The following is a 17936-nucleotide window of genomic DNA, read 5'->3' as shown; positions in this document are numbered from 1 at the left end:
TGGTTTACTCCTATTCTATTTAAAAAGGCGAGTTCTTGCTCGCCTTTTCATTTTTTATAATTTGTAATCACCAATTGCTTGTATTGGATTTTGAAGAATCATGTTGATTAATCCATGGATGTGATTTAATATTCCCTGTATTTTCTCTGCTTCATATACGGTTTGATCAAATCCAAACTTTATTGTAAGCTTTTCTTCAGGGAAGCACATAATTCCATACTTTACATGTGGCTCATCAACAACTTCGTAATCCGTGATAGCAAAATTTCTGTTTTCATTTGAAGAAAAGATTGCTGGATTAGTTGGATAGTTTTCAAAAACCCAAAGATGGTCAGTCAACTCAGTTTTTAATTCACTTTGCTTTTGTATATCAACAAATGAATAGTATGCATACTCATTACATTTCAATGTCTCTAGTTGTACCTTTTGCAGGAAGTCCACAAAAGATTGCGTTTCTGTCCATGCTAATCGGATAGGCAAAACATTTGTGAACAGACCGAACATATTTTCAATTCCTTCTACTTCGGGAGGTCTGACTGATACTAGATTAGGCAATACTACTTCTCTCGTTCCGTTGAATTTGCCAAGCAATATTCCCCATACAGCTAGTAATGCCGTATTCATAGTTATATTATTTTTAGTTACAAATGTCTGTAACTGATCAGTCAAATCCTTGTCTAATGTTAAATCCATAAAAGTGAAGTTTAACCCTTCACTTTTAGATGGGACTTTCTTTTTAGGAATACTAATTTTCTGATTGTATCCTGATAAATAATCTTGCCAAAAATGACGTGCTTTCTCATGATCTTGTGCCAAAGTCCAGTCTATGAATGTTTCAAAAGGTTTTACCATAGGTAACTCCGCCATAGTTCCCGCATTTGTAGTTTCGTAGAGCTGGAATAATTCGTCTATCAAAATGCTGACGCTCCACCCATCACATAATAGATGATGGGAACTCCAAATTACCTTATGCTCATTATTACCTAGTTGGAATATACAGAGACGTGTCATAGGTTCATCATTTTTGAATCCTCGACTTAAATTTTCATTCATCCACTGTTTTAGGAATTCTTGCTGTTCTTGTTTCGTCATCTCAATCAAGTTTTTTATTTCTGAATTTATTTGAACATCATATAGAACAGCTTGCCAAGGTTTTGCTTGTTCATCTTGCACAATTATTGTTCTTAAAGAATCATGACGATCAACTAATTGTTTGAAACACTGAATAAAGAGTTTAATATCCAACTCCCCCTCAAGTGCCCAAATTGTTTGTTCAAAATATGCATTTGTATCAGGTTCATTCGTAGCATGTTCATAAATAACTTCTTGGAAAGGTGCTAACGGGTAAATACGTTCTATTTTTATATCCGGCATTTTTTCTTGTATTTTGGTAAGTGTTTGTTGATTAAGTTGTTTATCTTTAATATTTAGTAATGTAGCTTTATTATCGTTCATTATGTTTACATCATTTGTTTGTGAACTTGAAAAATGGTCTAGCTTTTTAACAAATTGAACCATGTCCCTTAATATAGGAAATGAAAATAGATTTTTTGGTTCAAGCTCAAATCCTTGTCGATACAGTCTGACGGACACTTGAATCGCTTTTATCGAATCTCCACCTAAGGCGAAGAAATGATCATTTACTCCAACTTGATCTATTTTGAGTACTTCTTGCCAAATACTAGTTAATATTTTTTCCATTTCAGTTTTTGGAGCAATAAATACTTCATTTGTTTGTTTCTCGGGAGCAGGGAGCGCTTTCCTATCTAATTTACCGTTTGGAGTCAAGGGTAATTGGTCCAAATAAACAAAATAAGAAGGAATCATGTAATCTGGCAAGTGATCTCGCAAATGCTTTCGTAGTTCTGTTGTACTAATATTTTGCTCAGTTACCACATATGCAACTAAAAATTTTATTCCGTTCTCATCTGTTTGATCAATTACGACAGCATGTTCGACTTGTTTATAAGTTAGAAGACAATGAGCGATTTCTTCTAACTCTACTCGATACCCTTGAATTTTTACTTGGTAATCTTGGCGGCCTAAAAATTCAATATATCCCTCAGAATGCATTTTTCCACAATCTCCTGTTTTGTATATAAGACCAAAATCAGGATGTGACACAAACGCTTCATTTGTTTTCTTTTCATCATTTAAATATCCTTTAGCAAGGCCCACTCCCCCGATATATAAATCTCCAATTACACCAACAGGGCACATTTTCTTTTCATAGTTCAACACATAATACGTTTGGTTTGCCAAGGGCATCCCGTATGGAATACTATTCCAATGTGATTCCACCTGTTTGACCGGATAATAAATTGACCAAATCGATGCTTCTGTTGCCCCTCCTAGTGAAACTACTTCTGCAATCGGAAAATGTCGTTTTATTTTTTCTGGTAAAGAAAGCGGAATCCAATCTCCACTATGTAAAACTAAACGTAAAGAAGAATGTTCAAAATGAGAACCTACTTGATCCAATGCCAAATCCATGATTGCAGGCACTGTATTCCAAATTGTAATCCCTCTACGTTCGACAGTGCGGATTAATTCTTGCATGTCTCTCGGATCACGAATCATTACTAACATTGCACCTGTGCTTAAAGCTCCGAAAATATCGTATACAGATAGGTCAAAACACATGGAAGAGATACCAATAATACGATCATCTTCATTTACCTCATATTTTTGATTTATGTCTTGAATAGTATTTGTAACCGCTTGGTGAGTAATAATTACTCCTTTTGGTTTTCCTGTACTTCCTGAAGTGTATATAATATAGGCAATATCTTCTGGACCAGCAATAGAGGGCATATCTTCTGTTGTATAAAATGACAAATCATTTTCTTCATAAAGACTAGGTTCTAATAAAAGCTTGCATGAGCTATTTTTTAAAATATATGTTTGGCGATCTAAAGGATGATCGGGATCAATCGGAACATAAGCAGCACCTGCTTTTAAAATACCTAGCATATTAACAATTGTGTCAACTCGTCTTTTGGCTAAAAGACCCACTTTGTCACCAAGACCAATGCCCTGCTCTTTTAAGAAGTGGGCAATTTGATTGGAGCGTTTATGAAGTTCCGAGTATGTTAACCATTTTTGCTCAAATACCACCGCTACTTCATTCGGTGTACGTTTTACTTGGTCTGTAAATAATTGATACAGAGTAGTTGAAGGTATTTTTTCTGTTGTTTCATTGTATTGTTCAATTAAAGTTTGATCCGATTCTTTCATCTGCAAAGATGTTATATCGCTTTGTTTCACCAATTGTTCCAATAAGTTAACAAATTGGGAAAACATTGCTTCTATCACATCAATATCAAACAACTCTTCAACATAATTCCAGCTAATTAATAACTCTCCATTTTTTTCAATTACTACATTATCCAAATACACTTGTGGAGTCCGAGCATGAATATAGCGAAGAGAACCAAGTTGTTCCCAAGAGAAAGCACCTGCACCTGCTAACATCGAGGTGAAAACGATTGGCATAACTGCTTTTGGCGTCATTTGATGATATCGAGTAAAATCTCGAATAAAGTTAACTCCATCGTAATGACGATGTTCAAGGCCATCTAATAAAGTAGCTTGCGTTTCTTTTACTCTAGTAAAGAAAGTTTGCTCTGGTTTTACATCAACATCCAACAAAATAAGCGATGTGAAATCTCCTACAATCTGTTCTACTTCATCATGAACAGGATAACGGTTAAATACAGTCAAATTAATTGCTAATCGACGTTGATTACTCCAATATGCCAACACATCACCATATATTGTACAAAGTAGAGCGGAAGGCGTTACCTCTTTCTCTTGTGCTAACTTTCGTAGCTTTGTCCATTTTTCATTGTCCAGGATTTTTGTAAGTGATTGGAATTTAGGAGTAGCAATCTCTGCTGGATCCTTTTTTAACAGCAAAGAAGGTGCAAACGGAAAGTCAGGCAGCTTACTTGTCCAATAATCTTTTGCTGTTTTATATTCTTCGCTTTGTTCCATTTCATCATAGATAAACATATAATCTTGAAAATCAAAAGATAAAGATTCTAATTTTTGATTTGGTTTATAATAATAATGCAACAAATCCTGTCCAACAATGTTCATGCTTGCTCCGTCCATTAATAAAGCATCGTATCGAAAACATAATAAATACGTGTCTTCTTTTAAAAGAAAAGCTTTCAATTCAAACAAAGGCCATTTTCCCAAAGGGAATACATGGTTAGTCATTCGAGAACGCTCTTCTTGCAAGCGAGCATTTTGATTCCTATCATCTAAATCTATGAGACTCACTATTTCAATCTCGTAATCAGGAACGCTTTGTAATATTTGCTGTTTTCCCTCTGGTAAAATTACAGCTCGCAACATTGGATGACGATGAATTACCTTTTGAAAACTTTTTGAAAGACGATTGATATCCAATGCTGTTTCATATTCAAAATATGTTTGAGGTGAAATACCACTTAATTCAAACTGTGAATTCCTTCCTAACATATACGCTGTCTGAACTTCTGTTAAGGAAAATGGATTAGATAAATCTTTAACATGAGTTGGTCTACTTTCAAAGTTTTCCTCTTTATGCTCTAACTTTACACAACAACTCAGTTGAGCGATTGTGGGGTGTTTAAAAAAATCTGTTGTACTTATTTTTAAGCCGTCTTTTCTTAATAAATTAATTACCTGAAGTGCTTTAATAGATTCTCCTTTTAATGCAAAAAAATTATCATGAATACCGATTCGCTCGATCTCCATAACTTTTTCCCATGCACGCACTAATTTTTGTTCAATTTCATTGCGCGGAGCAACGTATGGAATTGATACATAATCCGTTTGTGTTATATCCAACAATCTTTTTCTATCCACTTTTCCATTTGGATTCAATGGAATCTCTTCTACCTGAATCATTTTTTCAGGAATCATAAACTCAGGTAATTTATCACTTAAATATTTTCTGATTTCACCAAAAGACACCTTGTTATCCGATACATAGTAGGCAGCTAATAATTTCCTATTTCCATACACTTGATCAACAACGATAGCCTGATTTATTTCTGGATATTCCCTTAATTGAGTTTCGATTTCTCTTAATTCAATCCGATACCCCCGAATTTTCACTTGATGATCCATTCTACCTAAATATTCAAGTTCTCCATTAGGCAACCAACGAACGAGATCACCTGTATGATACATCATTTCCCCTGCCGCAAAAGGACTCGGTACAAACTTTTCATCTGTCAGTTTATTTTTACCAAGATACCCTCGTGCTACCGCTACGCCAGCAATGCAGAGTTCACCAGGAATTCCAAATGGTTTTAATTGGCCATACTTATTCAATATATAGGAATGATAATTCGGATTTGGTTTGCCAATCGTAACTTCTTTGGAAGTGCTCAAGTCTTTTACTGTTGCGCAAATGGTTGTTTCTGTGGGACCATAGATATTTAAAATTGTTGCTTCACTGATACAACGAATTTTTTCAACCAAATCAATGGAAAATGATTCTCCTGCTAATAAAATAGATTTTAAATCTTTTAGAAAATTTGCCCCTTCTGGATCACTCAAAATCACTTCCATTCGCGATGGCGTTGATTCCCATAAATCCACTTTATGTTTTTTGACCAAATGAGCTAATTCTTTTGTTGCAAACTGGTCCTCTGTAGCAATTACTACTTTTGAACCTTGCGTTAAAGGAAGACATATTTCTAACAAGGAAATATCAAAAGATACACTAGCAAGAAACAAGAATGATTGATTAGCTTTTACTTTTTCTCTCATTACATTTAAAAAATGAACTAGCGATTTTTGTTCTATCATTACCCCTTTTGGATTTCCTGTCGATCCTGATGTGTAAATAACATAAGCTAAATCATTAGGATTATGTTCTCGTACTAAATTACTTTCTTCACCTTGAAAAAGATATTCTTTATCAAGATACAGTACTTCACCTGCAAATTGTGGCAATACTTCCTCTGTTCGCTTACTAAGTAAATATTTTGCTTGACTATCTTGTAACATATATTCAATTCGTTCAGTTGGGTAGTTAGGGTCGATTGGTAAATACGCTGCTCCTGCTTTTAAAATCCCCATCATACCAATAATCATTTCTAATGACCGATCTACCATAACGCCAATAATACTTTCTTTTGAAACACCTTTACTTTGAAGAATAGAAGCCAATTGATTCGCTTTCTTATTCAATTCTCTATATGTCAAAGATTGATCATTACAAACAACAGCAATTTGATCTGGAGTTTTTAATACTTGCGCTTCAAACAAATCTTGAAATGATTGAAACAAGTCTATGCCTGTTTGAAAAGTATTCAATCCTTCTAACAACTCTTTTTCTCCTTCTGCAATAATACAAATATCTTTCAATGCCAAATTCGGATTTTGTGAAACTTGCTTTAAAACATAACAATACGAATTGGCAAACTGTTGCAAAGAAGAGAATGAACGGGACTTGCAAGAAATTTGAAATTCAAATTCATTATGTATTTCATTCCATTTTCTTCGTATCCATAGGACTAAATTATTCTCTGCGTATTCTTCTAGTGAATTTTCATTATGTAATCCTTCCATCCCGATTACAATTTGAAAAGGAGTTAAATTGTGTTTAACTAATAATTCAGAGAGCGGATACTCCTGATTTTCATACCCGAATAAAGTCGTTTGTTCAATCTCATTTACTAACTGTTTAAAGGTGTGATGCGGATGGATTTCACTTCCTAAAGGAATCAACTTATTAAGATTCTCACTTTGTTCAAGATTCTTTTCAATTATAGGAATACCAATAGTAATTCTTTCTTGATCTGTATAATGTGCCAAACAAACTCTTAAAGCGGCTTGAAACCAGCTAAATAATAATAAATCTTGAGACTTACTTATTTTTTGTATATTTTTACTAATTTCTACATTCACTATGACTTGAACGTACTCACAAGGTGTTTCTTTATTTAGTTGGTAATCGCTATTAAATACAGAAAAATCGAGAATCTCGGAAGATAATTGCTCCTTCCAAAACGCTTCTACTTCTTTATTTTCATGAATCGAACTTCGATCTTTAATGTGCATTTTTATCTTTATCCCCCTAATATTCATTTCTTCTACTCGTTAATTTTCAAGCCAACTTCAAGCCCATGGAGAAACACTTGATGGTTATCCAAACATAAAAATTGCTGAATCTCTTCAAATTTCATATGACCAACTGAACAAACCCCTAAATTTAATGTCTCAGCAACCATATTTAAGGTAGCAGTGATAATGCCTGACTCAATACAAGCAAATAAATATCCATCTGAACCGTATTTCGGAATGGAAGCGTTCGCATTATAAACCAAATAAACTGAGAATGCAGATTGAGTAAATAAATCTTGATTAATTAACTCATGATCACTTTTGATCACTTGATCAATGTTGTTTACAATCACAAGACTATTTTTTGATGGGTTATAATAATAAAATCCAGCTTTCATACCCTCTATACGTTTTGGTTTTATATAAACAAAGATATCAATGGGATAGAGCCCGCCTGCACTTGCGTAATGATAGTATATTTTTTCTTCCTTAACCTGTTTTAGAGTTGATAAGAATTGGGAAAATTCCGAAAAACCAATGTGTTTTTCCATTTCAAATTGACGACAAGACCTACGTTCCTTGATTATAGTGGGTAGCTCATCTGTTGTTTCAAGTTGAATTTCGGTTGACCGTGCAGCAACGTGCGTGCGATTTAATTGTTCACTCATATACTTATCTAACTCTTCTTTAGAAAAGCGAATCTGGTTGCTATATGGATTTGGAAAAATCTTTTCTTGTGAAGAAAATACTTCTCTTGGGTGTAATATGTTACTTACTAACACACGATTTTTTATCATGAGTTCTATGTTTTTTTGTGTCTCTTCTACATTTCCTAACGAAAAGCGCTCTACTAGTTCACTAATTTTCACACCTTTTTGAGCCATAAAATAAAAATCAGGAAACCACTCAGACAGAATACCTGTAAATCTCATTTCCCCTATCAAAACTTCATTATGCAACTTCTCCCAATGCTTAATCGGAGACCAGTAATAAATTTTCTCGCTCATATAACCCTCCATAAACGTTTAACTTATTTTTGAGATGCAATTTTCTAATTTACAAAAATTTTTTCGGATTCTGCTCCTTGTCTCATAGTGATTATAAATACATGCACTTTAACGAAACTTGAAAATAATGAAATAACTTTTTCTTCATTAAAATTTTTTATTTCATCATAAAAAATGATTTCTTTTTGGATATTTCACATCCTTTCCCATAGTAATCCTATAAGGTATAAACCATTTATAACATTGAGAATATTCATGTATTTCCAATGTGAAATTATTGTAATGGATTGGAGAGCGGTTGAATATAGTTATTAAATCAAATAATGTTGAGAAAGTTTTATTTATTATATCGATAAAATTTTATGATGTAATTTATTACAAATAGATTAAGAAAAGAGTTTTAAATTTTTCTTAATCAGTTAGTGTGAAAATATCACATACTATTACATACAATCGAGTTACTTACATTTCATATTCAAAATAGAGAAAAGACACCTTGAATGGTGTCTTTTCTCTATTTTAATTCCATATACTTTTTACGCCTTTGTTATTTTTAAACGATTTGTAGGAATTAATACAACTCGAACATCTAGTTCGTTATATGTTCGAATATATAATAAACATTATATGAATTACGAATGTATTTCAGGTAATTTTATAAATAAACTCAAAGATATCTTCTCCTCCTACTGTCACAAAAGAAATAATCTATTGCTTATTTCTTTTATTAAATTGTAATATAATTACAGTATGTGAAATTATATTACATTAACTTTAAAAACGAAGTGAGAATAATCTTCACTTCGCTTTTTTTATTTGCAATCCTTGTTAAATTTGCTCAATGCAGTATTTATTTCCACATTCTTCGCTTTTATTTAATCGGTTTCTCTGTTTTTAAGACAAATGAACTTAATGCAGGAACTTTAATTTTATTGTCATGGACAACATAAAGTGGTTTACTTCCCGCCTGCTTGCTGTCTACTAGTACTTTCCAAGGCCCTTTCGATGGAAGTGTTATTTCAACAGCTTCTCTATTTGCATTGTGAGCCACTGTAAAGTATTCATTTTTATTCCCCTCTATTGTATAAGCTACAGTATTTTTCGGAGCATCAATAAATGATACGTGTGTTTTTATTTGCTCTGCAGATGTCATTCGAAAAGCTGAGTACTTTTTGCGTAATTCTATTAAACCCTTCATATAATCTACTTCATTATTAAACGTTGCACGGCGCAGCCAATCCATCTGGTTAATTGAATCTGGAGATTTGTAACTATTATGATCACCGTATTTCGTCCGCATAAACTCTTGCCCTGCATGTAAAAATGGAACTCCTTGTGATGTTAATAAAATTGAAGAAGACAATTTGTGCATTTGTTTTCGCACTTCATCGCTATCATCTGAATTAGTTAACTCAAGTTTATCCCATAATGTATGATTGTCATGTGCTTCCACATAAGTTAATACCTGTTCCGGATCTTGATAGGTAGACGAATTTGTATCGTAGTCAATACCTGCCGTAATACCTTTTTTAATACGATCTTCCATGTTTTCCTTTCCATTTATAAAACCATTTTCCTTTTCCTCAAATACACTACCTTTCAACCCATCACGTATATTATCGTTAAAATGAGCAATCCCTTTCATTTTCTCTGCATTTTTTTGATTTGCTTTCAGCTCAGCTGCAAGAGGTGTATTTAAATCCCATCCTTCTCCGTGTAGTATAATAGAAGGGTTAATTTGATTAACAGCTTTACGTATTTCATTCATCGTTTCATAATCATGAATACCCATTAAATCAAAACGGAATCCATCTAAATTGTATTCTTTTGCCCAATATGTGACGGAATCTATCATAAATTTCCTCATCATTTTTCTTTCTGAAGCAGTATCATTTCCTACTCCAGTTCCATTTGCAAATGTTCCATCTTCATTGTAACGATAATAATAACCTGGAACTAACTTATGAAAATTAGATTCAGCAGCGTTATACATATGGTTATATACGACATCCATCACTACTCGAAGATTATTATCATGTAGTGTTTGAACCATTTGCTTTAATTCAGTTATTCGAACAATTGGCTCATAAGGATTTGTAGAATAGGAGCCTTCTGGAACGTTGAAATTTTTAGGATCATATCCCCAGTTATATTGCGGTTCATTTAAAGTCTCTTCATTTACAGAAGCATAATCAAATATCGGTAAAAACTGAACGTGAGTAACACCAAGATCCTTTATATGATCAACTCCTGTTTTTACACCTTCTGGCCCTTTTGTTCCTTTTTCTGTTACACCTAAATACTTCCCTTTCTGTTTAATACCACTTTCAGGTTGAATGGAAAGATCGCGTACATGTAACTCATAAATAATAGCATCTTCCGGATTTTTAAATTTTGGCTTTTTGTTTGCTTTCCATTTTTTCGGATTTGTTTCTTCTAAATCAACAACTGCACCTTTATCTCCATTTACAGAAGCAGCACGTGCATATGGATCAACTGCTTCAGTCCACTTATCACCAATTTTGACTTTATACGTATAAAAGAGCCCTTTTTGATTCCCCTTTAGTTCTGCAGTCCAAGTTCCTTTTTCACCTTTTTGCATGTTTATTTCAGTACCTATTTTATCACTCCATTTTTTATATGTAACCAACTTCGCTTCACTTGCAGTAGGAGCCCATACACGGAACTTTGTATATTGCGGAGTATATATATTTCCCAAATCATTACCACCATAATAAAATAAATTGTCGAATTCCTCGCTACGAATGACTTTACCGATTTCAGTATTTGTATCATCTAAGTTTTCAATTTTAACTTTGTATGTTTGTTTTAAATCAATTTTCTGTTCCGTAATTATTTTAACCTTATTAGTAACATCTCCACTGTTTATATCATAAGGAGTAATATTCTTAATTTTAATGCCTTCAATTTCAATTTTCTTTTCCTTAATATTAAACGGGACATTAGTCGTTACAGTAATTTCATGGAAACTATCAATAGTTGCTTTTTGAATTGAGAGATCCGATGAAGGCTTAGAGTTATATACTTTTTCATCACCCGAAAGAATCCATACTTCAGCACGACCGTCCTTTATATTTTCAATCCAACGATCTCCACCATCTTTTTCCCATTCATTTGTTCGAACTATAAATCCTACACGATTATAGTCACCTTCTATTTTTATCTTAGCGTATTTTCCAAATTCATCTTCACCAGTAAATTCATAAGATGTACCATTCGCATTTTCTCCCCATAACCAAAGATTCCAGTCTTTTGTATTTCCAAGCTTTTCTTTGTAATGAATGATAATTTCAGTTGTTTTTGAATTTGAAATTGCCTTCACACTCTGAAAGGAGAAAACAGATGATAACATAACGATTAAAGTAAGTAATAAAACTGTTTTGTTAATTAATCTTTTTATAATTTGCACCACATACACCCTTTCTTCAAATATTACTCTCGATTTAATATGTTTACACTACATAACACTGCTTAAATTAATCTAGAAATCTCTTTTACTTCACCTCCATATTGGCTATTTTCACGTATGTATTTCAATGACCTTTTAATACGAAAGCGTTTGCATTAATGGTTAAAAAAATAGATTTGTTTATACCTTCATATATTTGTAAATACTAAAAGATCAGGGAAATCATTTTAAAGCAATCGTTTGTTATCGCTTTCATTTTATAGACTTTCTATCAAGAGGTCAATATATTATTAATTTTCTGTTTTTATACACTTTAAACCTTATTTATATGTCGCTACTTCTTAAAGGTAAAGCGCCTCATTATTGCTTAGTCAGTTTATTTTCAACAATACATTGCTACGTAAAAAACAGCTAATATCCTTAAAATGATATTAGCTGTTTTTCATAATGTTTTAATATACGAATGAGAACTATATTTCTAAATTATTTAATTTTTGCTGCATCAAATGCTTTTTGAACTGCTTGAACTTCAGCTGTATTTGCACCATATTTATTAGTTGCCACTCGAATACATGCTGATCTCAATTCTTTGAAATTAGAAGTCATGTTTAACTCATCTGTATTTGCATAATAGAAAATATCAAACATTTTATCTTCACCAATTCCTTTAACAGTTACTCCGTTATGAGTTCCGCCTTTTGCAATGAGATACGCAACTTTATTAATAATACTTGAATTAAAATGAACACCGCCTTGATCCCATCCATTAAAATCGTTAAATTCACTGTAATCATCTGGATAAGGTACTCCTAGTGAAGATGGAACAGAAGCTGGGTTTTCCATATCACGGAAAATAGATCCCGTTTGTTCTCCCATTGTCCAGTTAAAGTTTCCATTATTTACGTATTTCTCAATAGATGTTCCCATAATATCAGATAGCGCCTCATTAATCGCACCAGATTCCCCGAAATATTCAAGATTAGATTCGCTAGAAGTAACAGCATGTGTAAATTCATGTCCAGCTACGTCATATGCTTTAACAATAGGATCGCCATATACAAGCATACTTCCATTATTAGCACTTAATGCATTCTGCCAATTTTTCGGATCATTCGTCTCTTCAGAATCCCAAGCGTGTACAACTGAAACTACTTTTTGTCCTTTATTATCAAAGCTATTACGCTTGTATTTATCTTTATAAAAATCAAATACTTTTGTTGCTAAGTAATGAGCACTTACTGCTTTTGGATCGTTAAATGTTGCCGAAGTACTAGTCGCTAATGTACCAGGATAATAGCTTTCTTCTTTAGTAATATCTCTGTAATTCACATCATATGTTTCAATGCCTTGCCCTCTTGTATAATCAGCAAGAGCATATTTGCCATTACTTTGTTTAGAGATACCAAATGAACGAGAAATACCTAAATCATCTTTTCCTGTTCCAGTTAATGATGTAAGACTGCTTTGTTTACTTTTCTTTAAAGCGCCAACTAGTTTATCACTGGCTTTTAAGTTAGATTCTTGTACCATATTTTTTAACATATCACCATTTTGTGCATTTACTAAATAAGTACCAGAAATATAGTTTGGTGTTGCAGCTTCAAACGTAACTTGGTATGCATTTTTAGCTTGTCCATTATTTTCATCAACAAAAATAACCTCTTTAACTTCTGGCTCAGAAATAAACTTGATATCGTTCCCGTACTTCGTATAAATAAATTGTTTTGCTTCATCTTTTGATAGATTAATAGGTTTTTTCAATTCTTCTTGTTTTAGATTTTGCGCGCTATCACCTGAAACACTTTTAATAACACCCTTATTATCTACGTGCGCAGTTAATTGATGGCCATATACTTCTTTTCCTTCGTATGTTTGCTGCATACGCACAAGTGTAGTTCCATCATACGAACCACGTTTTTGAAGGACTTTATAATCTACTCCAGTTTCTCCATTGACTTGTTTTTGGGACAGAGCTTGTTCTGTTTTCTCCTTAAGTGCATCCTTTACTACATTTTCTGGTGCCTTTTGTGACGGCTGTGTAAGTTCACCCGAACGGAACGATTCCTCCTGAATTTGAACTTGTAGTTGATCTGTTTCCTCTGCATGACCTACCCCATATGGTGCCACAGCTGTTAAAGCCAATCCTGTTGTTAATGCTACCTTAGTTAATGTCTTTTTGTTTTTCATTATTTCACCTCGTATAATTTTTGAAATAGAAAGCTTGTACAAAGTATACTGTCTATTTCTGTCGGAAAAAAGAGAAAATACACAATTTATGTAACATTATGCAAAATTACATAAATTGTGGTCAATATTATAAATAATGAATGGAACACATATGAACATTAATTTGAATAAAAGAGAGTCCTTATAGGCGCTCATCCAATTGGTTAGTTATTAATTATCTATATTCATTCTAATAAAAGTATACTTAAATCTAAATAACAACATAAAAACCCACTCTTTACTACTGTAAGAGTGGGTTTCATGCTATTAAAATAACAATTACTATAAGAAACCTTTTAATTTATATTTTTTTAGTAATCCTACTAAGTTTTTTGTAAAATTCACCTTTTGTCTTTGCATGAATAAACTCATTTGGACTAATATTTACTTTTTGTGAGAGTGCTACAATCTCTTCTTTTGAAATTGAGTCTTTCGTATTTATAGATGCTATATTTGTGTATTTTCCGTCTTCTGTTTTTGGAATTTCTAAAATCCCTTTATTCACGAGATCAACTACAGCCTTATGCTCTGAAGAATGTAAATCTACACCAGTAATTTTCCAATTACGCATAACTTCTGGCGTGTATACACCATTCTTTACCTCTTTTAAATATGTAATAGCAAGGTTACGAATGGTTCCACCTGTTTCTCCAAATGCATTCTCTTGTTTAGATGACCAAATTTGTTCAAACTTACGCCCCTCTAAAGCTCCTCCTTTTGCCTGAAGAGCCTCCATTCTATATGCATTCATTCCCAGCGTCATAACATCGCTCATTTTGATTGGTTTGTTTGTACGAATAGAGCGTAAATTTGTAATTCTGCTTCCGTATGGTTTTGTTAAGTCAATTTCGTATTTTACTCCTCCAAAGAAATCGTTCGTACTGTATTTAGATGCACGGCGGGTTTTATCAAAACTAACGGTTACATCTCCGACACGAGATGAGTTAAAATATCCTGCTGCCCATTCCATATAGTCTTTTAAATCTTTTCCAGAAATCTTATATACTGTAATTTCTCCCAAGGCATATTGGTAATTGTACGCAATATCCTTTTTCTTAATAGGACCTGTATCTAAACGGGCATAATCATTATCAATTTGATGGGCTACTACATCTGCTTTACTGTAGTAGAGCATGACTTCATGAAAGAAATCTGATAAAGGTGTTTCTTGAATCTGAACACTTGGAATACCCTTTATTTCATTTTCAGGAACAAGATTTCTACCCTTTAATTGAGCGACTACGACATTTGCATCTCCTCTCGCATATTCGTGAAAAGGTGTTAATGTTTCTTCAAGTGTAGGATCAGATAATATCGTTGTTCCATCAGCATTTTTTACAGGTATAGCGGTAGCGGTTTTATCTTTTAAAACCAATTTCCCATCTTGCTTTGTAAAAGTAAGGTCAATACGTGAAATATGTGTTCCATATTTATCTGGTTCCGTAATAATTACGCCATTTACAACTTCTTTTTTTACAAGTTTATGCATATGAGCTGCAAAAATGGCGCTTAATTCCGGACAAGCATTTGCAATATCTTGAACACCAGTACCAGGGATACCATTCTCATTTTCTAATCCCATATGCATAACTCCTACCATTACATCTACTTTACCTTCTAATTCCTTAATTGCCTTTTTCGTCTCTTCTACCGGATTTTTCACCACTAAACCATCTAAGTGATCTGTCCCTTTTTCAAAATCACTAATCATTGGTGTATTCATACCAATAATCCCAACTTTAATTCCACCTTTTTCTACAATTGTATATGCAGGAAGAAAGCGCTCTCCATTTTCCTTATAAATATTTCCCGCTAACGTTTTTCCCTTATATTGCTCACTAACTTTTTTCAATGTATCTAATCCAAAATTGAATTCATGATTTCCAAATGCCCAGGCGTCATATCCCATTGTATTCATCGCTACCATCATTGGCGATTGTGGTTTATCGTTGAATAATTCTACTGAGTTTCCTTGAATTGTATCCCCAGCATCTACTAATATGGTATTTGGATTTTCTTGACGGACCTTCTTTATAACCGTATAAAGCTGCGTCAAACTTCCACTCATATTTGCTCCATCAAGCGCATAATCCCAAGGCATAAATCTACCATGAATATCTGCAGTACCTAACAATGTAATATTAACTTCAGATTCCTCAGCCTTAGAGATAGGTGGTTTGACTATTACTGCTGTTCCAAGCAGTAATAGAATTACAAAGTAACATACATAGTTCTTCCATTTCATTTTTTGCATAATAATAATATTTCTCCCCTTTTTGTACTTTCATAAAGTTGCTTGAACTTTAAAAATGTAACTTATTATTCAGGAAACTTCAACTACAAAAGATAATTTTGAAGGGGGTTCTGTTGCAAAAATAAAGAGAATAAATTGCATACATCCCCTGACAGAATTGTATTTTATCGTTTCCTGACAGAATACCCCTTCCTTAAGCGTGTGAAGAGTACTTTCAAAATAAGGACATATCATTCATCATCATAAAATCATTATTTCAATTTACTAAAATTCGCATATAAAATATGTTATGATGATTATTTTTTGAATTTCATTGTCGAAGTATTTCCTTCTCAATGAAAATACTTCCAAAAAAATAACCCCGCTCTTCATTTAAGACAGGGTTACACTTATACAGAAAATCGGATAGTTTCATATTTTCTTAAGCTTATTGGTTACTTTCAACTAATTTCATTCTATTTTTGTTTTCTTCTGAATCAATATGAATCAACCGTTTTCCCTGTTTATAATACGCATCAATAAATAGGGAATGATTTTTACTTTTCAATTTCACAAAGCAATTTTATCTCTTTTATTTGTGAAATATGACGCTGTTCATGTAAATAAATCAGTTCTATCCACTGATCAAGGGATAATTCTCCAAGAGCTGGATGCATCACTGCTTTTTTTGCTAATATAGACTCATCTTCTATTGTACTCAGGAAACGCATCAATTCTTTTCTCGATTCGTTTAGCATATTGAGCATTTGCTCCACTTCAAATGGTTCTATACTTGGTTCAATCATTTCTGGAGCTATAAACTTTTTCGTTCTATCTAATAAAATAGTGTGAATTTCTTTACGCTCATTTTGGGTACTATCTAACTTTTTTAATCCTGATGAAATAACTGTTATAACTCTCTCATCTAATAAAACTAAATGATGACAAACTTGTGCAATACTCCATTTATCCTTATCTGGTTTCCTATTAAATTGAGCATCACTCAACAAATTAATTTCCTCAACTAATTGATCTCTCGTTTCATAAAACTTGTCATTTACAAATGTATCCATGTGGATTCTCCTTCATTGCAACCTACATACTTAAATTCCTACGCTAGAAATATTATCTTCAAAAAAAGTTTTTCTTTCACTACTATTCCAATTTCATTTTAAAGCTACAAATGAAATTATTTGTTTTTTATATCTTTTTAATTGGCACAAATAAATTAACCTTTAACTTTCCGTCTAGATCTTCAGCAACATTATTTAAGCAAAACTCTAAATTATCTCTATCATAATCTGCATCATACTCACTATTTGGTAGCCACTCTGCATACATGTATTGATACGCTTCACTTAATTTATGAGGTTCATCATAGAACTGGTATAGACCATATGTACCTCCATCTAATCTTTTAAATTGCACATCATGATGCTTTTCTTTATCGAAGTTTTCAGGAATCGTAACACATGCATCATGCCGGCACTTATGACTTGCAACAAGTTCAGGATTATCCAATGATATTCCGATAAATGATTGCTCTGGTGGATACAGTTTATTTTCAATTGACCAATTCAGTAACTTTCCCCAGTGATCTTGCGGTTCAAAGTAGCTACCAGTTCGTCTTATATACGCTACTTCTAATGGTGGTAATTTTTTTATAACAACTTTCATTTATATCTTCTCCCCTATAAATATGTACACTGTTTAATTAGCTTTCTTTAACATTTATTCCTTCTTAAATAAAAAGAATTCTCTAATCATATAAAGTGAAACTTTAATCAGCGGGAGATGAATTTGAATTGAAATATAATTGATTACTATTACTACTAAAGTAGTATGTACTTTCATACTTTTATTTGATTTTACATTCTTTTTAAATCGATATATTAATTGTAAGAAAATAAAAAGGTGGAGGATTTTAATTGATTAAAGGAATATACGAAGCGCATTTACCAGTATAATGTCC

General features: G+C 32.8%; 7 protein-coding genes. All 7 read right to left on the bottom strand.

Annotated elements, in window-relative coordinates; translation table 11 throughout:
• Positions 1 to 54: 54 nt before the first annotated feature.
• Positions 55 to 7065: a non-ribosomal peptide synthetase gene (locus tag CGQ22_RS12790; protein ID WP_139032760.1), complete on the bottom strand. Its 7011-nt coding sequence runs from the start codon at positions 7063 to 7065 to the stop codon at positions 55 to 57.
• Between the two features lie 32 nt (positions 7066 to 7097).
• Positions 7098 to 8075 (bottom strand): SagB/ThcOx family dehydrogenase, encoded by a 978-nt coding sequence (locus CGQ22_RS12785; RefSeq protein WP_139032761.1) that lies wholly within the window; start codon positions 8073 to 8075, stop codon positions 7098 to 7100.
• 871 nt (positions 8076 to 8946) lie between these two features.
• Positions 8947 to 11505, bottom strand: a complete 2559-nt coding sequence (gene pulA, locus CGQ22_RS12780; protein WP_089148773.1) for a type I pullulanase — start codon at positions 11503 to 11505, stop codon at positions 8947 to 8949.
• A 483-nt stretch (positions 11506 to 11988) separates the two neighbouring features.
• Positions 11989 to 13692 carry a M4 family metallopeptidase gene (locus CGQ22_RS12775; RefSeq protein ID WP_000791456.1) on the bottom strand — a complete coding sequence of 568 codons (1704 nt, stop codon included), beginning with the start codon at positions 13690 to 13692 and terminating at the stop codon, positions 11989 to 11991.
• 340 nt (positions 13693 to 14032) lie between these two features.
• A complete protein-coding gene (locus tag CGQ22_RS12770) occupies positions 14033 to 15985 on the bottom strand; it encodes a bifunctional metallophosphatase/5'-nucleotidase (protein WP_001171080.1) in 1953 nt (650 codons plus the stop codon).
• Between the two features lie 536 nt (positions 15986 to 16521).
• Complete coding sequence (locus CGQ22_RS12765; protein WP_000379370.1) at positions 16522 to 17037, bottom strand: DinB family protein; 516 nt, start codon at positions 17035 to 17037, stop codon at positions 16522 to 16524.
• 127 nt (positions 17038 to 17164) lie between these two features.
• Positions 17165 to 17641 carry an AraC family transcriptional regulator gene (locus tag CGQ22_RS12760; protein WP_000869610.1) on the bottom strand — a complete coding sequence of 159 codons (477 nt, stop codon included), beginning with the start codon at positions 17639 to 17641 and terminating at the stop codon, positions 17165 to 17167.
• Between the last annotated feature and the right edge of the window lie 295 nt (positions 17642 to 17936).

The organism is Bacillus sp. M13(2017) (genome assembly GCF_002218325.1).
GTDB lineage: Bacteria > Bacillota > Bacilli > Bacillales > Bacillaceae_G > Bacillus_A > Bacillus_A thuringiensis_K.
This window is presented reverse-complemented; position numbering and strand designations above follow the sequence as displayed.